The organism is Lentibacillus kimchii, assembly GCF_055381965.1.
Map to the genome: position 1 here is coordinate 2,545,971 of NZ_AP043934.1, position 20,351 is coordinate 2,566,321.

21 protein-coding genes are annotated in these 20,351 nt (G+C 44.7%); 2 read left to right on the plus strand and 19 right to left on the minus strand.

Annotated features, from left to right (window positions below; translation table 11 throughout):
- Nucleotides 1-277: 277 nt before the first annotated feature.
- On the minus strand, nucleotides 278-877 hold the full coding sequence (locus ACZ444_RS13295; RefSeq protein ID WP_382359511.1) for a hypothetical protein: 600 nt from the start codon (nucleotides 875-877) through the stop codon (nucleotides 278-280).
- Nucleotides 878-1,127: 250 nt separating this feature from the next.
- On the opposite strand from ACZ444_RS13295, the gene ACZ444_RS13300 reads away from it, so the two are divergent.
- Nucleotides 1,128-1,322 carry a hypothetical protein gene (locus ACZ444_RS13300; RefSeq protein WP_382359508.1) on the plus strand — a complete coding sequence of 65 codons (195 nt, stop codon included), beginning with the start codon at nucleotides 1,128-1,130 and terminating at the stop codon, nucleotides 1,320-1,322.
- A complete protein-coding gene (locus ACZ444_RS13305) occupies nucleotides 1,322-1,927 on the plus strand; it encodes a zeta toxin family protein (RefSeq protein ID WP_382359505.1) in 606 nt (201 codons plus the stop codon). Before ACZ444_RS13300 ends, ACZ444_RS13305 begins: the two co-directional genes overlap by 1 nt.
- Before the next feature lie 215 nt (nucleotides 1,928-2,142).
- On the opposite strand, the gene ltrA is transcribed toward ACZ444_RS13305, so the two are convergent.
- The 18 genes from ltrA to upp form a co-directional block, all read right to left on the minus strand.
- Nucleotides 2,143-3,936 (minus strand): group II intron reverse transcriptase/maturase, encoded by a 1,794-nt coding sequence (gene ltrA / locus ACZ444_RS13310; protein ID WP_382359188.1) that lies wholly within the window; start codon nucleotides 3,934-3,936, stop codon nucleotides 2,143-2,145.
- An 809-nt stretch (nucleotides 3,937-4,745) separates the two neighbouring features.
- Entirely contained in the window at nucleotides 4,746-4,979 is a 234-nt protein-coding gene (locus ACZ444_RS13315; protein ID WP_382360208.1) for a hypothetical protein, read from the minus strand.
- A 118-nt stretch (nucleotides 4,980-5,097) separates the two neighbouring features.
- Complete coding sequence (locus tag ACZ444_RS13320) at nucleotides 5,098-5,331, minus strand: DUF3953 domain-containing protein (protein WP_382360211.1); 234 nt, start codon at nucleotides 5,329-5,331, stop codon at nucleotides 5,098-5,100.
- Between the two features lie 267 nt (nucleotides 5,332-5,598).
- A complete protein-coding gene (gene murA, locus ACZ444_RS13325) occupies nucleotides 5,599-6,915 on the minus strand; it encodes a UDP-N-acetylglucosamine 1-carboxyvinyltransferase (protein ID WP_382360213.1) in 1,317 nt (438 codons plus the stop codon).
- Between the two features lie 33 nt (nucleotides 6,916-6,948).
- The gene (locus tag ACZ444_RS13330) at nucleotides 6,949-7,662 is read right to left on the minus strand and encodes a YwmB family TATA-box binding protein (RefSeq protein WP_382360216.1); all 714 of its coding nucleotides are present in this window, start codon (nucleotides 7,660-7,662) and stop codon (nucleotides 6,949-6,951) included.
- Nucleotides 7,663-7,757: 95 nt separating this feature from the next.
- On the minus strand, nucleotides 7,758-7,991 hold the full coding sequence (locus ACZ444_RS13335; RefSeq protein ID WP_382360219.1) for a DUF1146 family protein: 234 nt from the start codon (nucleotides 7,989-7,991) through the stop codon (nucleotides 7,758-7,760).
- A gap of 301 nt (nucleotides 7,992-8,292) precedes the next feature.
- Nucleotides 8,293-8,691 (minus strand): F0F1 ATP synthase subunit epsilon, encoded by a 399-nt coding sequence (locus ACZ444_RS13340; protein ID WP_382360222.1) that lies wholly within the window; start codon nucleotides 8,689-8,691, stop codon nucleotides 8,293-8,295.
- Nucleotides 8,692-8,786: 95 nt separating this feature from the next.
- Nucleotides 8,787-10,193, minus strand: a complete 1,407-nt coding sequence (atpD, locus tag ACZ444_RS13345; RefSeq protein WP_382360225.1) for a F0F1 ATP synthase subunit beta — start codon at nucleotides 10,191-10,193, stop codon at nucleotides 8,787-8,789.
- Nucleotides 10,194-10,233: 40 nt separating this feature from the next.
- Nucleotides 10,234-11,097: an ATP synthase F1 subunit gamma gene (atpG, locus tag ACZ444_RS13350; protein ID WP_382360228.1), complete on the minus strand. Its 864-nt coding sequence runs from the start codon at nucleotides 11,095-11,097 to the stop codon at nucleotides 10,234-10,236.
- A gap of 97 nt (nucleotides 11,098-11,194) precedes the next feature.
- The gene (atpA, locus tag ACZ444_RS13355) at nucleotides 11,195-12,706 is read right to left on the minus strand and encodes a F0F1 ATP synthase subunit alpha (protein WP_382360231.1); all 1,512 of its coding nucleotides are present in this window, start codon (nucleotides 12,704-12,706) and stop codon (nucleotides 11,195-11,197) included.
- Between the two features lie 21 nt (nucleotides 12,707-12,727).
- A complete protein-coding gene (locus ACZ444_RS13360) occupies nucleotides 12,728-13,267 on the minus strand; it encodes a F0F1 ATP synthase subunit delta (RefSeq protein WP_382360234.1) in 540 nt (179 codons plus the stop codon).
- On the minus strand, nucleotides 13,264-13,728 hold the full coding sequence (gene atpF, locus ACZ444_RS13365; RefSeq protein WP_382360568.1) for a F0F1 ATP synthase subunit B: 465 nt from the start codon (nucleotides 13,726-13,728) through the stop codon (nucleotides 13,264-13,266). Before atpF ends, ACZ444_RS13360 begins: the two co-directional genes overlap by 4 nt.
- A 209-nt stretch (nucleotides 13,729-13,937) precedes the next feature.
- The gene (gene atpE / locus ACZ444_RS13370; protein WP_382360237.1) at nucleotides 13,938-14,144 is read right to left on the minus strand and encodes a F0F1 ATP synthase subunit C; all 207 of its coding nucleotides are present in this window, start codon (nucleotides 14,142-14,144) and stop codon (nucleotides 13,938-13,940) included.
- A gap of 55 nt (nucleotides 14,145-14,199) precedes the next feature.
- Complete coding sequence (gene atpB, locus ACZ444_RS13375; RefSeq protein WP_382360571.1) at nucleotides 14,200-14,937, minus strand: F0F1 ATP synthase subunit A; 738 nt, start codon at nucleotides 14,935-14,937, stop codon at nucleotides 14,200-14,202.
- Between the two features lie 43 nt (nucleotides 14,938-14,980).
- Nucleotides 14,981-15,361 (minus strand): ATP synthase subunit I, encoded by a 381-nt coding sequence (locus tag ACZ444_RS13380; protein WP_382360240.1) that lies wholly within the window; start codon nucleotides 15,359-15,361, stop codon nucleotides 14,981-14,983.
- A gap of 441 nt (nucleotides 15,362-15,802) precedes the next feature.
- Entirely contained in the window at nucleotides 15,803-17,986 is a 2,184-nt protein-coding gene (locus ACZ444_RS13385) for a S8 family serine peptidase (RefSeq protein WP_382360243.1), read from the minus strand.
- Nucleotides 17,987-18,247: 261 nt separating this feature from the next.
- On the minus strand, nucleotides 18,248-19,360 hold the full coding sequence (gene wecB / locus ACZ444_RS13390; RefSeq protein ID WP_382360246.1) for a non-hydrolyzing UDP-N-acetylglucosamine 2-epimerase: 1,113 nt from the start codon (nucleotides 19,358-19,360) through the stop codon (nucleotides 18,248-18,250).
- A gap of 15 nt (nucleotides 19,361-19,375) precedes the next feature.
- Nucleotides 19,376-20,005, minus strand: coding sequence for a uracil phosphoribosyltransferase (gene upp, locus ACZ444_RS13395; protein WP_382360249.1), 630 nt, complete (start codon nucleotides 20,003-20,005; stop codon nucleotides 19,376-19,378).
- Between the last annotated feature and the right edge of the window lie 346 nt (nucleotides 20,006-20,351).

Sequence of the window (20,351 nt, forward strand, 5' to 3'; positions counted from 1 at the left end):
TTCTGATGAAGTTAACTGTATTAACCTGTTAATACAGTATAGGTAAAAAAACGTGTATTAAGCACTTAATACATGATATACTGTATTATAGAATTAATACACCAATGAGTCAACAGGAATTTGTATATTCCTGTTAAAAGCCTTTAATCATTTTTCCAGAATACCGCATAAAGCGAAGGATGTAAGCGAATAGATTAATAACATCCAGATTGAGCGAAAAGACCTACAGAATTTCTAATATGTACTTTTCAAAGAATTAAAAGTACAATTCCAATCATCATTTTTCATGAACGGCGGTATAACCTTTCTTAAAATCCCAATTAACATATTCCTTATTTAAAAAATTGGTTTTGGCGTTCCAATCTTCCGTTTTCAATTCTTTAATTGGTTTAATTTGTGGAATTTCATTAATAATTTCATAACCCCATTCAAAACCAATCACATAATAAACGTCTTTTGTCATCATAATGTTTCCTGCCATTACTAAAAAAGCGTTAGCTGTCCAGTCCATATTGCTTACATTTTTAATGCACGGAGCATCAAACAGTGTTGGAAGGTTTCCGAAACTAAAGAAAGGCATATCTGATTCTTTAAAAAGGGCGCCAACATCAACAAATGCACTTTGCTGATCAACATCTTTAATGTCCATATAAATAGTTTGAATCCAGCCAAAAACCGAATGGTAACCTTTTCCGTCATAAACGACATTTGCTTCACACAACGGAAACCCCTTGGCTGTCTCTATATTAATAGGCATTTCCAGCTCTGAAAGCCCCCAAGTAGTTGGATCGTTATTAACACCATATTTAATATCAACTTTTCCTGAATGATTTCTTGCGAAGAATGGTAACTCTTTACTTTCTCTTAAATTATCCATAATTTTTTATTCCCCCAATCATGCATACACTCTTCAACTAAATGGCCCGATCGTATTAAAATCATTTCTTATCTTTCACAAAGGAAACAATTCCAATTATGAATATTAAAATACCTAACACCATTGACGAATATATAAAGCCATTTAGAATTGGCACATATTCGCCCGTCAAAGGGAAACAATCTGAAAGACAACAAATATTATAATTACATCAGCAATCTGATATAATGAAATCAAGGTGGTGATCCTTATGTTAAAACAACAAAACAATGAATCCGGACGCAAATACGGCTGGGTTGACCAATGGGCCAAGATGACCGGTGAGCGAGCCAAAATTGATGCTAAAGTTAATAACACATATATTATATATGACAAAAATGGTGTGCTCGTAAAGGAATACCCCAACGGTGAAATTATCCCCTTCCATAACGCAGGTGAATCTTGATGCACAAGCATCGACCAATATTCTTTGTGTTTGCAGGCAATAACGGCAGTGGAAAAAGTACTATTCGCAATTTGATTATCGACAAAATTGGTGTTGATATCAACATAGATGCCAATGCTATTGCAAGAAGATTGAATTTAGAAGATCCAGCTACAAAAAGAATCACTGCGGGAAAAGAAATCATTAAATCAGTTAATCAATATTTAAATGAAGGCAAAGATTTTTCAATTGAAACAACCCTAGCTGGAAACAATGCGCTTAAACAAATAGCGAAAGCCAAAGAATATGGTTATGAAGTGACTATGTTCTACGTTGCACTAAATAACGTTAGAAAAAATATTGAAAGGGTTGCAATGAGAGTTGAAAATGGCGGTCATCATATCTCAACTGAAGATATTCTCAGGAGGGACGAAACGTCATTTAAACATCTTTATGAATATGCACCTATTATCGATAACATTGTTCTGATTGATAATAGTAAAGACGGTGGAGAAATTATACTAGAAATAAATGACGGGAAAATAACTTTTGAAGTTACTCCACTCCCTCAATGGGTGTTGCCTTTATATCAGCAATTTCAGAAAAACCCACCAACAGAACCATAACCGAACCAATTTTACGTGAAAAATTGGTTCGGTTATAAAATTTTGGGATCATCAACGTTACTTATTCCAGATAAGTCAGCAATAGGTAAGCGTTTGAAGTTATCTCCGGCTTTTCCCCTGCTCCACACGGAACGTGCAAGTTTCCCCGCATTCCGCGTTCCATCTAACGTAATTTACTCGATTATAAGTTCCTCGTTACTTCGTGTTTGGAATTTCTAGATAGGTTCAAGCTTACATTTATCACGGAAGCGATTGACTTTTTCAATCATCGTCCCTGTAAGCTGAAATCTTTCTATGAGTTCATAAATCATCTTTTTTTCCTTCGTATGAATCAATCGGTGTACATCTTCGTGAAGAATGCGAAGATTGTTAAACTGGTCGTTTCCGCCAAGGCTTAACGGTACATAGTGATGGCAATGGACCTCTGATGCTGGCACTTCCGTGCCAGTAATTTCGCATTTCCCCATCTTCATACTATATCGACTGATACGGTTATCTATATATTCAACACTCCGATTCGGTAGCGTTGATTTCATTAATGCACCAATTTCTGATTGAATATCCGGCTGTAGTTTATTGTATATCATTTTCCTACCTTCTTTGGTGAAAGGCGTCATTGCCGGAGTAAATCCTATGGTGTTCTGCGTTTTCACATCCGCCAACGGAAATAAATAGACACCAGCTACTCGAAACGTTTTAAAGCTGCGACGGTATATCTTTTTATAGGTCGGCGGCGCGTTAGCTGGATGACCATATTTACCTACTGGTCTGAGATGATTGTATATGAACGCACCTAAATCATAGGCAAGACGTGAGAACTCGAGATTGACCTTAGTGGCTTTTCTGAAGTACTGATGAATCCCCAGTACAAAGCTGTTAAAGCGTAACGCATTAAGCGCCGAAGGCGAAGACCTCATTCTTCGAATCAGTTTTCGAGCTTCTTCTTTAATTTGACGCTTTTTGTCGGTTTTAATACCGGTACGCGCAACTCTTTTCTTACGCTTTTTATCGGCACGAATAGTGAAGCCTAAAAATTCGGATTCACGTTTCCGCAGGTTTACAACTTGTGATTTTTCGGGCGAAATATCCAATTTTAGGCGGTCTTTAAGGTAGAGCCTTACGGCATGATACCACCTATGTGCCGTTTTACCGTCTTTACAAAGAATTTTAAAGTCGTCCGCGTAGCGGACGAGGTAGCCTTCTTTAAGATTAGTGCGCTTTTTGGCTTGTCTTTCACCTACTTTGGATTGATAAGGTTTGGATAGCGGGAAGAATTCCCATTGTCCCGCAACCCATTGGTCAAGGTCGTTAAGAACGATATTCGCCAATAAAGTTGATAACAGACCGCCCTGGGGCACACCTTGTGTAGGTATGCCTTCTCCGTCTATTTCAGCTTTCAGCATTCTGCCGATACAGGCTAATACTTTTCGGTCTTGAATCCCCATGTTCCATAGCTGCTTTATAAGCAGGGTATGGCTTATATGGTCAAAGAAACTTCTAATATCAACATCAACCACAAAATGAAAGTGGGATAAATTGATAAGTTGTTGGACCCTTGCCATAGCATGGTGTGCCGAGCGTAGTGGTCTAAATCCGTAACTATGGTTATAGAATTTAGCTTCCGCAATCGGTTCAAGTACCTGTTTAAAGCTTTGTTGGATAATGCGGTCCAAGATGCAAGGAATGCCTAGCGGTCTAAACTTTCCGTTTCCTTTATCAATCCATTTTCGTCTGACTTTCTTGGGACGGTAATTGTCAAGTTGTCTTCGGACTTCCAGTAATAATTTTTCTTCAGACCACGTTTTAATATCGTTAATGGTACGCTTATCGGTTCCGGGTGTTCCGGAGCCTTTATTTGATTTTATAGTACGATAGGCTAATAAAATGTTTTCTCTAGATGTGATGACATCATAAAGATGAGAAAAGGATTGGTGCTTCAAGCTTTTGTCGTACAAATCTGTGAAAGTCTCGGTCATTTCATAGTAATCCCAATATCGTAAAGCTTGCACTGTGGCATCCCACCTTTCGGAGCGATGTTCCCACGTTCCTACCCGATCGGTGCAATACACGTTTGGAAAATAATCTTTCATTTCGTTAGACTTGGGGCTATTCCTCCACTCTCATTACAAGAGATTCATCAGTCATACCCCTACCCTCGCAAGGATAAATGTCTTTTGGCAAAAAGCCTTATGACAAACGTTTTGGATGACAGTCCTTGTTTCAACGTTCCTTGTTTTCCAAGTCCCTTACAATCTAGCTATCGATACTGAACTTAGGTGTTCCCTGGAAGCCTGTGAGCTGGATACCGCCTTAGTCCGGTATAGCGTGTTTCAGAGGGCGCATTTTTACTCCACACCACTCACCCCATCGTCGGATGGGACATAAGTTTCCTTATGTTCAATCTTTAGACCTGTATATTCGGTTGTTCGTCAGTTTCATTGCGCTGAAACCATTCTCACCATATTCAGTTTTTCAGCCGTGCGGCATATCCGTTGACGTACCTTCTCCGAAGGAGTGGCTTTAGCCTTCGTTCTGCCGAATCTACCTGTACTTCAAACCCCTTGACCTGTCAGTCATGACGCATGCAGGAGTATTGACGGGATGGTTTTGGGAAACATGGTTCCCTCATTCCCATCCTTGATTGTAAAGTTGGGATTGTCCGATAGCTAATCCCCTGCATTTCACGCTTCAAAACGCTTATAGCAGAACTTGTCGAGCGGCGCCCGATTGTTAAGTAAACCTCGGTCATTTTAGTTCTATCACTATACAACCTTTCAGATGTGATTTTCTACCAAAGCATTACATCAAGTGGCTTAAATTATTCTTCGTTTTTTATTTTTGCTCTAATTGTTAAGTAGATTGTATAAATGAGATAAATTACATAGCCTAATAGGAAGTCCAGTAATACTTCTTTGAAAGTTAAATCCCCTTGTCCTCCGGTAATTAGAGTCCATAGAATAGGTATTAAATCAAATGTTATGACTACTCCCAGTCCTAATAATGATGGACCTAATAAGAAGGTAACAGCAAAAGCTTTTATTTTTTCTTTCATAGCTTGTGCTCCTTAAATAATATCTTTTACACCATATTTAGCAATAACTAAAATGTTTTAGCTTTCTTTTACAATCTGGATAGATAAGTGAATTTTCATTCTTTAACAATTGCCCCCTTTAGCTGAATAAAAAACTTTGAACAGAAACATAAAAAACAAATATGGAAACGATAATACTAAATATACCTATTAGCTTCCCTTCTTCCTTTATTTGGGCTATGCCCATAACCAAGAACGTTATTCCCATAAAAAGCATCATATATGGCATTACTATGTAGTTCCCAGTTATTAAAGCATACCCAGCTAAAACTACGACAATTATGGGTGATATAACCCTCAGTGCTTTTAGCAATTATCTACCCCCCTATTGTTTAAAACCACAATTATTCGGTTATCTGACCCGTTTGCCTAACAATGCTTATTACGCTTATTTTAACATAAACATCTCAGGACCTTCGAAATAAATTCTAATTATTTAAAAATTAATATCCAAGTTTGCGATAAGAAACACAAGTGTTTAACAATAAAAACTAGTATAAGTACCGTCATAATCGCAAAAAAAGAGATGCTAAATCATATGTGATTTGCATCTCTAAATTGTGTTTTTTATAAAATATGCTCAGTCAATCAAATAGGAAACGGTTCCGCCAGCAGGCTGCTGATAGACTTTTTCACCGTTCTCATCGACACGTTCGATATCAGCACCTAAGCCAGCCAGTTTGCCGGTCAAATCGACATAGCCGCGGTCAAGGTGCTTTAATTCGGTTATCCGGGTATGGCCTTCCGCATTTAAACCAGCTAGTATAAGCGCAGCGGCAGCCCGCAAGTCCGTTGCAGCCACTTTGGCACCCTGGAGCTTGGTTGGTCCTTCGATAACCACGCTGCGGCCTTCTATTTTCATTTTAGCGTTCATGCGCCGGAATTCTTCCACATGCATAAACCGGTTTTCAAACACTGTTTCGGTGAAAACGCTTGTTCCATAAGCGTTCAGCATCAAGGCCATCATTTGCGATTGCATATCAGTTGGAAATCCGGGATAAGGAAGTGTCTTAATATCGGTGGACAGCATTTTGTCCGGCCCGATGACCCGAATGCCACCATCCTCGTCAAAAATGGTCACGCCCATTTCTTCCAGTTTGGAAATAACGGAGCGCAAATGATCACTCTCAGCATTTTGGATCAGGATATTGCCGCCGGTAATCGCACTGGCAATCATAAAAGTACCCGACTCGACACGATCCGGGATGATGTTATGCTCAGCACCGTGCAGTTTTTCCACACCCTCAATGCGAATTGTTTCCGTGCCAGCTCCAACGACTTTAGCGCCCATTTTATTGAGGAAATTGGCCAGATCAACTATTTCAGGCTCTTTAGCACTATTTTCTATAACCGTTTTACCCTTTGCGAGTACGGCAGCCATCATAATATTTTCTGTAGCACCAACACTTGGCATATCAAGATAAATTTTAGCTCCCTGGAGACGTCCCTCTGCCTGCAGCTCCACATAGCCATTCCCGACCTCGACATGTGCACCCATGGCTTCAAAACCTTTTAAGTGCAAATCGATCGGCCGCGAACCAATGGCACAGCCGCCGGGCATCGCTACATTGGCATGGCCATAACGTGCCAGTAATGGTCCCAAAACCAATACAGATGCACGCATTTTACGGACATATTCAAAAGGCGCTTCAGTTAACAGTTCCTGGGAAGCATCTACATGAATTGTTTGATCATTGAATTCTACATCGGCGTTCATATAACGCAATACGTCATTGATGGTATACACATCTGCCAGTACGGGAACATCTGTGATGACGCTCTGACCCTCACTTGCCAGCATACTGGCAGTTATAACCGGGAGCACAGCATTTTTCGCTCCCTCAACTCTGACGGAGCCGCGCAATCGGTTCCCGCCCTTAACGATGATTTGTTCCATATACTATTCCCCTTATAAACCAATTTCACTATATTAGTATTCATTAATCAGGATAGGTGTGCCTATCGTCAAACGTTTGCCACCAGATGTGCTTTCATGGATGGCCATTTGAAAATTTGTTGGCTGGTCCATAGTCATGACTTGTTTCCACTGTGGTGTATACCCGTACACAATTGTTTTTAAAGACGCGTTCTCCACATTATCATGCTGAACCTCAACATTTTCCAACTGTAGTGATTTTTTCATGTTTCTAATAATATAAACTTCCTTTATTTTATCATCAATGTCGGCAGTTAAACAAGCAAATGTTGTCGACCTGTCTGTGAAATAAGCTGAACGGACAGAATCCTTACGCTCACGATACGCTTCCATAACCTCTTTGTTCCAGGATTCGCCCTGCAAAATGGCTGAAAAAGCTGCCTGATGACGGGCATTCTTAGGAATGGTTATATGGAAACGTTCCGTGACTTGTTTTTCTTGCCCAGACTCAATATCATAGTTTACCGCTTTTTCCTTCTCAGTACCAGTGACTTTATACCCATGTTTTGCCTGCAAGGTTGTCAGCAAACGACGGGCTTTGTTTCTAGACATATCTTCCTTAATTGTAACCTGCCAGCTGGCCACGGGTAATGACTGCCCCGTCACCGCTGCAGCCAAATCAAGCATTTCATCCTGCTGGGCGGCCGCGGCACCGGAACTCGTGAAAAGAATTAATCCCATAATAAAAATGATAGCTGACTTCCGCATAAAAAAATCCCTCCTGATTACTATATTCATAGTCTAATCAGGAGAGATTGATTTCATACGGTACTGATGCAAAAATATTGGACTTACAGCCTGCTTTAAAAAAGGAACATCAAATCCTGGGACCACTGGATGAAGTCCAGCAGGAATCGGCTGACCCCTGTCCCGATCACAATCGCAATAAAGATAAGCAGGATTTTCGCTTCGGTTTCCCGTCCTTTTCTAATTAATGCGTCAAACTTAACAGCGGTAATAAGCCGCCATGTTATATAGATAAAGATCAAATGCGATATCATACTGACGATAGCTGTTAAACCAATTGATGAAAACATAATTCCACACCTTGTATTTCAATTATCAGGCCAAGCATCGATGCTTGAAACTAATTGGTACTTTGCCATGGTTCTTGTCTGTTGTCAACAAAACGCCACGTTACATGTCGAGCTGTCTATTCGACAATGTTTTGATTGCCCGGGAAATATCGAGCTCATTTAACCTTAGTGTCGAGATACCCCTGTTTTTGCCGACATGCCATTAATACGCAACTACACTCTCTGGCTGAGTTGCTTAATTTAACTGTATTACCTGACAGAAAAATCTCTTATAACAAAAATGTTACAAGAGATTTTAATTCTACTTGGCAATATCCAAACGATTCATGGCCCGTTTGAGTGCTAACTCTGCCCGTTTATGGTCCAGATCGTCCTGTTGAGCCTGGAGGCGGCGCTCAGCACGCTGTTTAGCTTGTTTGGCCCGTTCAACATCAATATCCCCAGGGACTTCCGCTGACTGGGCAAGGATCGTGACGTTATCCGGACGCACCTCCAGAAAACCGCCATTAACAAACAGCATCTGCTCCGCATTAGAATCATTTTTTAAACGGACAGCACCAACCGTTAATGGGGCGACCATCGGTATGTGACCGGGTAAAACACCGATCTCACCGTTCTCTGCTCTACAGCTGACCATTTCAAAACTGTCTTCCAAGACGGGACCATCAGGCGTAACAACACTCACCGTCAGTGTTTTCATGCAAGTCCTCCTCAAGACAGGTGAATGACTGAAGGGAGTATGATATGTTCAAAAACATCATCATTCGATCGCTCCCCAGCATTCCATCTAAAGTTTTATGTCGTCATACCTTTGGCGCCTTCGACAACATCCTCGATGCCGCCAACCAGACGAAAGGCATCTTCTGGCAGATCATCATGTTTACCGTCCAGAATTTCCCTGAAGCCCTTAACTGTTTCACTGATAGGGACATAAGAGCCGGGCTGGCCGGTAAATTGTTCAGCCACGTGGAAGTTTTGCGACAGGAAGAATTGAATGCGGCGCGCACGGGCAACCGTGAGTTTATCCTCGTCGGATAATTCGTCCATACCAAGAATCGCAATAATGTCCTGCAGTTCTTTATACTTCTGCAAGGTCTCCTGAATCTCACGCGCTACGTTATAATGTTCTTCGCCAACAACTTCCGGGTCCAGAGCACGCGATGTTGATGCGAGTGGATCCACAGCTGGATAGATACCCTGTTCGGACAACCCGCGATCAAGATTGGTTGTAGCGTCCAAGTGCGCAAACGTTGTTGCTGGTGCTGGGTCGGTATAGTCGTCAGCTGGAACATAAATCGCCTGAATGGACGTTACTGATCCTTTATTCGTTGTCGTAATACGTTCCTGCAGCTGTCCCATTTCCGTTGCCAGCGTCGGCTGGTAGCCAACAGCAGACGGCAGACGGCCAAGCAGTGCTGAAACTTCCATGCCAGCCTGCGTGAAACGGAAAATGTTATCAATAAACAGCAGAACGTCCTGGCCTTCTTCATCACGGAAATATTCCGCCATCGTGAGGCCTGTCAGAGCAACGCGCATACGAGCTCCTGGCGGCTCGTTCATTTGACCGAACACCATGGCTGTCTTTTTAATAACGCCAGATTCTTTCATTTCGTAGTAAAGGTCATTACCTTCACGAGTCCGTTCACCGACACCGGCAAACACGGAAATACCGCCATGTTCCTGTGCAATGTTGTTGATCAGTTCCTGGATCAGAACCGTTTTGCCAACACCGGCACCGCCAAACAGGCCAATTTTCCCGCCTCGCGTGTAAGGGGCCAGCAGGTCAACAACTTTAATGCCTGTTTCAAGAATTTCTGTGCCTGTCGTCAAGTTTTCAAATTCAGGTGGCTGACGATGTATCGGGTCGTGCCGGGTATCATCCGGTACCGGTTCATCAAGGTCAATGTTATCACCAGTGACGTTGAAGACGCGTCCGAGTGTTACCTGACCAACCGGTACAGAAATCGGTTCGCCTGTATCTTCAACAGGCATATTGCGCTTAAGACCGTCTGTTGAATCCATCGCAACCGTTCGAACTGAATTATCGCCAAGGTGGAGCGCAACTTCAAGTGTTAGGTTGACGTCCATATCCTTATCGTTGCTACGGACAACTAATGCATTATTAATATCAGGGAGTTCGCCTTCGTCAAATTTGACGTCGACAACAGGTCCCATAACTTGTGTAATGTGTCCTTTGCTCATTGATTTCCCTCCTATCCTGCTATCAAACGATCAGAATGCACTATTCCAGTGCCGCAACACCGCCAACAATTTCAGTGATCTCCTGTGTGATCGCCGCCTGGCGGGCACGGTTGTAGGACAATGTCAAATCATCAATCATTTCGTTGGCATTATCAGTCGCATTCCGCATCGCTGTCCTGCGTGCAGCGTGTTCACTTGCTTTTGAATCCAATAACGCGCCGAAAATCAGGCTTTCCACATATTGCGGCAAAAGGACTTCCAGAATTTGACCCTGATCAGGTTCGTATTCATACCGGCTGGTGCTTTGACTTGACGTATCGCTAAGATTCGTCAGCGGCAATAGAGGCTGTGTGGTCACTTTCTGAGAAATCGCATTAATAAAACGATGATAATAAATGGACAATTCATCAATTTCTTCATCAATAAACATCTGTACGGTTTCAGCCGCAAGTTCTTTGATATCGTTAAAAACCGGCTGGTCCGACATGCCGATAATGCTTTTAGCAACCGGCATGCCACGTTTTTGGAAAAAGTCATAGCCAACACGGCCAACCACAATAATAGTGTATTCATCCGTCGATTGGTGCCGATTCTTAATGGTTTCGTAAGTCTTCTTCAAGATATTATTATTATAGGCACCTGCCAAACCGCGATCAGTCGTAATCACAAAGTAGCCGGTGCGTTTTACGTCACGCTTTTCCAGTATCGGGTGCTGCGCATCCGTGTCATTGCCAGCAATACTGGAAACGACTTCTTCCATTTTTTGACTGTAGGGTTTAAATGATTTGGCATTGTCTTCAGCCCTGTTCATTTTTGAAGCTGAAACCATTTCCATGGCTTTTGTAATATGCTTTGTTTTCGACGTTGAGTCGATTCGTTTCTGGATATCCCGCAGTGATGCCAAGCAATTCACCACCCTTCCTGACAGAAGCTGGAGGCGAGAGCCGGTGACTCCAGCTCTTACCTCATTTCATAGACCTGTTTCGTTTGATTTAAAGCGTTTATTTTTCCGTTGGCATAAACGTCTTCTTAAATGTTTCAACCGCCCCGCTCATGTCTTCTTCTTCGGCAAGTTTGCCGGTTTCGCGGATAGTTGATAAAAGTTCTTTCCGGTTCTCATCAAGCCATACGTGGAACTCTGATTCAAAACGGGTAACATCTTTGACCGGCAAATCATCAAGCAAACCTTTTGTCAGGGCATAAATCATCATGACCTGCTTTTCAACGGCTTGCGGCTTATGAAGTCCCTGTTTCAGAATTTCCACGGTCCGTGCACCACGATCAAGTTTGGCTTGTGTTGCCTGATCCAGGTCAGAGCCAAACTGTGCAAAAGATTCCAGTTCACGGAATGATGCAAGGTCAAGCCTTAGGGTCCCGGCGACTTTCTTCATCGCTTTAAGCTGTGCCGAACCGCCAACCCGTGAAACAGATAAACCTGCGTTAATCGCCGGACGATTACCAGCAGCGAACATATCAGACTGCAGGAAGATTTGCCCGTCTGTAATGGAAATAACGTTGGTTGGAATATAGGCACCGATATCACCGGCTTGTGTTTCGATAAACGGCAAAGCTGTCATAGACCCGCCGCCTTTTGAGTCATTCAGTTTAGCTGCCCGTTCCAATAAACGTGAGTGCACGTAGAAAACGTCCCCGGGATAAGCTTCACGGCCTGGTGGACGGCGGAGCAGCAAGGATAGTTCACGATAAGCCTGAGCCTGCTTGGTCAAGTCATCAAATACAACACAAACATGTTTGCCATTGTACATGAATTCTTCGCCCATGGCAGCGCCTGCATACGGAGCCATATATAAGAGAGGTGCAGGTTCCGAAGCTCCCGCTGATATGATAATCGTATTATCCAGTGCGCCATGACGGCGGAATGTATCAACTGTACTTCTCACAGTCGATTCTTTCTGGCCAATGGCGACATAAATGGATATCATATCCTCATCTTTTTGGTTAATGATGGTGTCGACAGCCAGTGTTGTTTTACCTGTCTGGCGGTCACCGATGATTAATTCACGCTGGCCGCGGCCAATCGGTACTAAGGCGTCAATCGCTTTGATACCAGTCTGCAGAGGTTCGGTTACCTCCTGACGATCCATAATTGATGGAGCCGGCTCTTCAATTGGACGACTTTTAGCCGTTTCCACGGGCCCTTTGCCGTCGAGTGGCTGTCCCAATGGATTAACAACGCGTCCGAGCAGCTCCTCTCCGACAGGTACTTGCATAACGCGACCTGTACGGCGAACTTCATCGCCTTCATGAATATCGGAGAATGGCCCTAAAATGACGATACCGACATTTCCTTCTTCAAGGTTCTGCGCCATTCCCATGACACCGTTCGAGAATTCAAGGAGTTCACCGGCCATCGCGTCATCGAGGCCATGCGCACGCGCAATGCCATCGCCGATTTCAATAACAGTGCCGACATCCGATACTTCAATATCCGAGTCAAAATTCTCGATCTGTGTCTTAATCAGCGAACTGATTTCTTCAGCTTTAATGCTCATACCATTTCACCCCTATCTTCGTTAATTTGCCGCCTCAATACGTCGCTCCATCCGTCTTAATTTGCCCTGAACTGTGCCATCATAAACCGTGTTGCCAACCTGTACCTTGATACCGCCAAGGATAGACGGATCAACAACCGTTTTAAGTTTCACGTCCCGTTTATTAAAACGCTCAGCAAACGTATTTTTTATTTTCGCTTGTTCATTTTCCGATAATTCTCTTACTGAATAAACGGTTGCTTCCGAAACAGCTTCTGCATCATTCACCATATGAACCAGGTGGTCCATAACCGCCGGAGCAACATCTGTGCGATGGCGCATAACCAACAATTTGAATGTCTTGACGATGTCTCCGGAAAATTCCTGAAACACCTCGTCGATAAATTGCATTTTCTGTTCATGCGAAACTTTCGGATGTTCTAAAAATGCCGTTAACTGATCGTTTTCAGCAAAAACCGATGTCAGAACTTTCGCTTCCTCGACAAATTGGTCCAAGGATCCTGTATCCTGCCCCAGCTGGAAAAGAGCGTCTGCATAACGTTTGGCAACTACTTGACTCATCGCTCTTCTCCTGCCTCTTTAATGTATTCATTAATCAGTTCTTCCTGATCCTGTTCACTGATTTCTTTCTCAATTACTTTACTGGCAATTTGTACAGACAAGGAACCAACTTGATCCTGGAGTGCCTGAACGGCTTTTTCTTTTTCATGCTCAATTTCTTCCTGAGCTGATTGCTTCATGTTTTGTGCCTCGCGCCGCGCGGCTTCAACAATTTCCTGTTCTTGTTTGGCACCGGTTTTTTTGGCATCTTCAATAATCTGAGTTGCTTCCTTTTTCGTCTGTTTCAGTTGTTCTGACGCTTCAGCCTGTGCTTTCTCAGCTTCGGCGCGGCTTTGTTCTGCTGACTCGATCTCACTTGTGACATATTCCTCACGTTTTTGCATAACATTCATAAGCGGGCCCCAGGCGAACTTTTTCAAAAGGGCCAGCAATATCAGGAAAAAGACTAACTGCGTAAGCATATCCCCAATATGCAAACCGCCTATGCCTGCCGCAATAACCGGAATACCACTTGTTAGATGCACATGCGTCACTCCTTTCGCAAACGATCAGTCAATGAACTTGAACTGATGATGTATGAGGTCATTTTTAATAAAGTTTACTATCATAAAGGAATGGCGATAATCCGGTGTCGCCGAACTTCGCCATAGTGCCATATTTCCAGTCTCTATCACACGACCATAAATGCGATAACAACGCCGATGATCGGAATCGCTTCAACCAGTGCTACCCCGATAAACATTACCGTTTGCAAAGAACCGCGCAGTTCAGGCTGACGTGCAATCCCCTCTACTGTACGACTAACGATCAAACCATTGCCTAAACCTGCACCCAAAGCGGCCAATCCGATTGCTATTGCTGCTGCTATAGCTTCCATTGATATTTCCTCCTTTTTATAAATAAAACAGTTTCATAGTTTTGTGATGGTCTTTTTACTCGGTGCCTACTTTCTGAGACATGTAGACCATCGTTAAAATAGTGAATATAAAGGCCTGTATGGCGCCAATAAATAAACTGAACGCCTGCCATGCCATTAAGGCAACACCAGACCCTAAAAAGGTAAAGATGCCTCCTGCCGTAAATCCTCCTGACAACCCTAATGATACGAGTAATCCGAGTAAAACTTCACCGGCATAGATATTACCAAATAAACGCAAGCCTAATGTAAGTGTATTGGTGAATTCTTCGATGATATTCAAGGGCAGTAAAAATGGAAGCGGGCGGAGATAATCCTTACCGTATTCCTTGCCCCCTTTCATCTTGATGCTGTAAAAGTGCGTTAAAACAACCACCATTACGGCAAGCGTTAAAGTGATTCCGGCATCGGCCGTCGGTGACTTCCACCACAAGTCATCGCCGACTGCCCCAAGTGTAATAACACCAAGGACGTTACTTACAAATATGTAAGCTATCAGTGTCAGCCCCAGAGGCAGAAACACTTTCCCTGTTTTCCAGTCCATCGTGTCATTAATCATGCCCTTGACAAAATCAATTAACCATTCCATGAAATTTTGAATGCCTGTTGGCTTCATCTGTAAATGACGGCTTCCGACAACACCAATAATAAATACAATCAGTGATGCGATAGCTATCATTATCACATTCGACATGTTGAAATCCAGCCCGGGGATTCCAAACGCATCGTGGACGATTGGTGCTTCATGATCCAATGTCTTCACCTCTTTCCAGGCCTAATTTTTTTGAAAAGATCCCTTATTCCGACTGCTTTTTCTGTGTGTTAAGACCTGGCAGCAGAAAACTTATCACAATAACTGCATAGGAAGATCCCAGTCCCGCCACAACAGCAAGAATATGGAAATCAAAACGCATGGCAATCAGGACAGCAAGACCAGCTGCCGCCAATCGCGATAAGGTACCTAACCCAAACACCGATTCTCCTTCAGCAGCATTCTCGACAAACCTTTGAATCTTTCGCTGCAACAACCACAGATTAAAAAAACTTACCAGGCTTCCGAGCAGCAGACCAAGGAAAATTGCTGGAAATGGGGAGAAACCTGAACCGATCACCAGGATTGCGAGAAGGTACAACATCCCTTTGCGCTGACGCATGACCATTTGATTATATTGTGACATGTTTCACACTTCTCCTTAGAGAACGTTCAAAAAGACCGGCAGGCAATAACACATCACTGGCAATCCTTTTCTTAAGCCCAGCCCGAATCTAAACGGGTAACGTGCGAATTGTCACTGCACATGCTGCGTTAAACAAAAAAGTTAGCGCAGGTATTAATTCATTGTACCAGCCATTATACCTCTATGAAAACCCTAACATACCATCAATGAGGTATGTTACATGAGCCATTCATGATTGTCAATTAGGACGAGGTTAAAAGTTGCCTTGAATTATGGCTTAGCAACCTGGCTGTGACTATGCCAATCATAATTAAACATAATCCTATTTTTAATTATAACGGAAAAAAGCCATTTTGTTTAGTGAACATTATGTGACAATTGTAATAATCTGTCACATATAATACGAAAACCGGCTGAACAGTTCTGATAGCCAGTGCGTTCCTATTCTGCTGGATCCCTGATATTGAGTCTGGTCTGATAGCTTTCTCTGTCGCCGTTTTCCAGTCTGATCGTGATCACAGCAACGTATTGCCCGGGTTCTCCGAGTTCCGACTCATCAAGCTGGCCTTTATTCAGACCCGTCTGCACATCGCTTGTATGGAAAAGCGTCCGGTCATAAACAAGCGTTTGCGGATGGTACAGCGCCACGTCAACACTTTCAGCTGGATCGGTCAAATAAAATTGATACGCATAAGTCCCGCGGGTAAATGGTTTGACCGTTAAGTCAAATCCCATCGCCTTAGGATAGTCGGCTGTCTCATTGATAAACAGATAGGGCAGCTGATACGTTTTTTTATCCTGCTCCAACCGCAGCCAGCCCTGATGAATGCCTTTATCCAGCGGGTTTGCGTGCACCGTCAAGCCGATAGGAATCGTTGCCGACTCACCTTCATCCAGTGTAAATGCCAGCGGTAAATCCCAGCGGAGTCCTGCTTGCTGTTTAGGTGTCTCAAATCTATAGGTCTGCTCGTTGCCGGATGTGTTTGTAACGGTCATATCCTGTGTTTTCGTTTCCTTATTATGTGTGATTTGCCCGAATGCCAGCAGTGGCTCGTCCAGAATCGTTGTCGTATTGACCGCTTTTTCGGGCCTGATTTCGCCAGCACCCTGAATGATCGGGTCCAGCAACTCGTCTTTATCACGGCGAATGGGCCGGGCAGTTGTCGCTAACGCCCCTGTCAGCTCCTCTGGCGTCCAATCAGGATGAGCTTCACGCAACAAGGCCATTGCGCCAGTCACATGAGGGGCTGCCATGCTTGTTCCCTGCAGCTCCTGATAACCGCCGGGAACCGTACTCAAAATATTTGTGCCAGGTGCGCTGACATTCGGTTTCAAATCCCAGTTCACCGTAACCGGGCCGCGGGAGCTGAAATCAGCAACCGTAAAGTCTGTCATCGCATACTTGGTGTTTACATAAAATTGACTGCTGCGAATGTGCTCTTTAAGCCACTGGCCGTCCTGCTTTGTCATTGAAGCCACCGGGATCTGCACCGGGTCATCTGTTTCTGGCAGTGTACCTTGGAAGCTGCCGGGTTCCTGATTATAAATAACAGCGGCTACAGCACCAGCTTCTTCAGCTTGCCTGGCCAGTTCAGCAAACGGGGTCTCTCCCCGCTCAATCAGCGCAATTTTTCCCTGAACAGCCTCTTCATCAAGTATGCCTGTATCATACCGCTTGTCTAAACGCCAGGGTTTTGCACCGTCCATTTCCAAAAGCGGCAGGCGCTTGTCTTTCAGAGGGGCCGTTAAATATGGTGTTTTTTGCGGAGGCGCAGATGCCCCTACCGAGAGAGCATTCGCAGCTGTTGCCGGCGAGCCAATGGTCCAGTTGTCCGGGCCCGCGTTCCCATTAGCACTGACAACCGGCACCCCCAGATCGAATGCCCGGTTAACAGCCACACTCGTGGGAAAGTCCGGACCATTGACAGCATTGCCTAAGGACAGGTTAATCACATCCGCGCCGTCCTCAACCGCCTGTTCAAGAGCTGCAATGACGTTAACAGATGTCCCTCTGCCGCCGGGTCCGAGGGCACGATAAGCATGAATGTCAGCATCTGGGGCAACACCCTTCAGATCACCATTTGCTGCGATAATACCGGCTACATGCGTCCCGTGCTTGGTCGGCAAGCCTTCCTCAGGCAGCGTTTCCATCGGGTCCTTATCAAGATCAACGACATCATAACCACCCGCATAATTCGCCTTTAGATCTGGATGATTATAATCAATACCTGTATCAATGACCGCTACCTGGACACCCTTTCCTGTATAGGCTGTCTTGTTTAAAGTTGCGGGGAGAACGCTGTCAGCTGTCGCGCTGTCTGAGACGGTGGTTTGGGTCTCGTACGTCACGACAGGATGAATCGTCTTGACAAATGGGAGTGACCGTAATTGGTCAAGTCGCCAGGGATCACCCTTTAAAGCTAATCCGCTGAACAATGTTTCATATGTATGCACGACGTTAATCGCCGGGTGATGTGCCTCAAGATAATTTTTATGCTCTTCTGGATCGCCGTCCACTTCAATAATCACAGCTTTTTCTTCACGGATGGTGTCCGGGGAGTCGGCTTCTGCGGGCGTACACGTGAAAACCGCGAGCATAAGCAGGGCGGAGAGGATACGGTACATAGCTGGTGCTCCTTTTTATTTAAGCTGCTGGTAGTATTTGAAAAAGAAGACAAAACCATGCATGACGATTTTGATATAACAAAAGACTGGGACAGACTGGATCGTTCATGCGACTAAGCTGCTCCGGAAATAGACATCTTCTCCGCGGGTGAATGGTGAGCCTCTTCTCCCGCTGGCGTCGCCGTCTTTTCCTTTACTCAGTTCCTATTACGCATCTCAGGGAATCGATCAATTCGTCATATCCCAGCCTCTGTGGGGCTATTAATTTAAAAATGTCATGATCGCGTCAGCAATGCGGCTGGATGCCTTTCCGTCACCGTAAGGATTCGGAGCTTGCGCCATTTGGTCGTGAAGGGCATCATTCCGCAATAATTCATCAGCCAAGCTGAAGATAGCCGATTCGTCTGTTCCGGCTAATTTTAAAGTGCCAGCCTGGATTCCTTCCGGTCGTTCCGTCGTCTCCCGCAGAACAAGCACCGGAACCCCCAGTGACGGAGCCTCTTCCTGAACACCGCCTGAATCGGTCATAATCAGATGTGCTCTCGCAGCCAGATTATGAAAATCTTTCACACCGAGCGGTTCAATTAACTGAATCCGGTCATCATGCCCTAAAATTGCTTCAGCCGTCTGCCGGACAGCCGGGTTTAAATGCACCGGATAAATAACCTGAATATCTGGATGAGTATCGACAAGCCGCTTAATGGCGCGAAACATCTGTTCCATATTGCGCCCCAGATTTTCGCGGCGATGGGCTGTGACCAGCACCAGCCGCCGGTCACCCTTATCCGCCAGAACAGCACTTGAATAAGCCGGATCAACCGTTGTCGCTAAGGCATCGATTGCGGTGTTGCCGGTTACGATGATACGTTCAGCCGGTTTGTTTTCCTGTATCAGGTTCTGTCTGGCTTTATCGGTCGGGGCGAAATGCAAATCAGCCATAACACCCGTCAGCTGCCGGTTCATTTCTTCCGGATACGGGGCGTATTTATCGCCTGTACGCAAGCCCGCTTCTACATGGCCGACCGCAATCTGGTTGTAGAAAGCCGCGAGCGATGCCGCAAAAGTGGTTGTCGTATCACCATGAACGAGCACCATATCCGGTGAAGTCTCTTTCATGACCGAATCAAGTCCCTCCAGCGCACGCGTTGTAATCTGTGCAAGGGACTGTTTCTGTTTCATGATATTTAAATCATAGTCAGGTGTAATCTGAAACATATCCAGCACCTGATCAAGCATTTCCCGGTGCTGTGCGGTAACCGTAACCAGCGGGTCAAAATGTTCCGGACGTTCCTTTAATGCGCGAACGAGCGGCGCCATTTTAATCGCTTCCGGCCGTGTTCCGAAGATCGTCATCACGCGCAACTGTTTTGCCATAATCAGCTGCCAGCCTTACTTGGTCCCGTACAAACGGTCACCGGCATCGCCAAGTCCCGGAATGATAAACCCGTCATCATTCAGCTGGTCATCAAGCGCACCAAGGTAGATATCGACATCGGGATGTTCGTTATGAATGACATCAACACCTTCAGGGGCCCCGACAAGGCACATAAGGCGAATCTGCTTGGCGCCGCGTTTTTTCAGCAAATGGATAGCCTCACTCGCTGAGCCGCCGGTTGCAAGCATGGGATCAAGCACAATCAGTTCCCGTTCAGCGATATCGGACGGCAATTTCGTATAATACTCATGCGGCTTTAATGTTTCCGGATCGCGGTAAAGTCCGACATGGCCGACCTTTGCTGCAGGAATCAGTTTCAGCATGCCATCAACCATGCCGAGTCCGGCGCGGATAATTGGAACAAGGCCGATTTTTTTGCCGGCAAGCACTTGGGTATCAGCTTCCATAACTGGCGTTTCAATTGTTTTTTCCTGCAAAGGCAAGTTGCGGGTGATCTCAAACGCCATCAGCATGGCAACTTCATCAACCAGTTCACGGAATTCCTTCGTTCCGGTGTCTTTGTCACGTATGTAAGTTAATTTGTGTTGAATGAGTGGGTGGTCCAGCACATGTACTTGTCCCATTTTAGCAATCACTCCTTATATTTAATGGCATCTTTCAAATTGTACTGAAAAATAGACTGGCATGCAAGTGCCGATCGATCCGTCTTATTAATCTAATGCTTGCTAAGAAGTGTGGCCGTGCCAGAAAAAAGGGGATGGGACAAAACTCTCGGTGAATGAAAATGATAAGCGTAATACGGGGGGGACAAAAGTGCGAACCACTTGCGTGACTGAACCGCTCCGGAAATAGACGTCACTTTCCGCGGGCGGCTGGTGAGCCTCCGAAGCGCTGGCGCGCTCCGGGGTCTCACCTAGCCTTTGCTCCCGCAGGAGTCTCCGTCTTTTCCTCCGCTGAATCTGAGCATTG

Coding starts and splice junctions, on each gene's coding strand:
- ACZ444_RS13295 (WP_382359511.1), bottom strand. CDS start 877: ATGGATAATTTAAGAGAAAGTAAAGAGTTACCATTCTTCGCAAGAAAT.
- ACZ444_RS13300 (WP_382359508.1), top strand. CDS start 1,128: ATGTTAAAACAACAAAACAATGAATCCGGACGCAAATACGGCTGGGTT.
- ACZ444_RS13305 (WP_382359505.1), top strand. CDS start 1,322: ATGCACAAGCATCGACCAATATTCTTTGTGTTTGCAGGCAATAACGGC.
- ACZ444_RS13315 (WP_382360208.1), bottom strand. CDS start 4,979: ATGAAAGAAAAAATAAAAGCTTTTGCTGTTACCTTCTTATTAGGTCCA.
- murA (WP_382360213.1), bottom strand. CDS start 6,915: ATGGAACAAATCATCGTTAAGGGCGGGAACCGATTGCGCGGCTCCGTC.
- ACZ444_RS13330 (WP_382360216.1), bottom strand. CDS start 7,662: ATGCGGAAGTCAGCTATCATTTTTATTATGGGATTAATTCTTTTCACG.
- ACZ444_RS13335 (WP_382360219.1), bottom strand. CDS start 7,991: ATGTTTTCATCAATTGGTTTAACAGCTATCGTCAGTATGATATCGCAT.
- ACZ444_RS13340 (WP_382360222.1), bottom strand. CDS start 8,691: ATGAAAACACTGACGGTGAGTGTTGTTACGCCTGATGGTCCCGTCTTG.
- atpD (WP_382360225.1), bottom strand. CDS start 10,193: ATGAGCAAAGGACACATTACACAAGTTATGGGACCTGTTGTCGACGTC.
- atpA (WP_382360231.1), bottom strand. CDS start 12,706: ATGAGCATTAAAGCTGAAGAAATCAGTTCGCTGATTAAGACACAGATC.
- ACZ444_RS13360 (WP_382360234.1), bottom strand. CDS start 13,267: ATGAGTCAAGTAGTTGCCAAACGTTATGCAGACGCTCTTTTCCAGCTG.
- atpF (WP_382360568.1), bottom strand. CDS start 13,728: ATGCTTACGCAGTTAGTCTTTTTCCTGATATTGCTGGCCCTTTTGAAA.
- atpE (WP_382360237.1), bottom strand. CDS start 14,144: ATGGAAGCTATAGCAGCAGCAATAGCAATCGGATTGGCCGCTTTGGGT.
- ACZ444_RS13380 (WP_382360240.1), bottom strand. CDS start 15,361: ATGTCACAATATAATCAAATGGTCATGCGTCAGCGCAAAGGGATGTTG.
- ACZ444_RS13385 (WP_382360243.1), bottom strand. CDS start 17,986: ATGTACCGTATCCTCTCCGCCCTGCTTATGCTCGCGGTTTTCACGTGT.
- wecB (WP_382360246.1), bottom strand. CDS start 19,360: ATGGCAAAACAGTTGCGCGTGATGACGATCTTCGGAACACGGCCGGAA.
- upp (WP_382360249.1), bottom strand. CDS start 20,005: ATGGGACAAGTACATGTGCTGGACCACCCACTCATTCAACACAAATTA.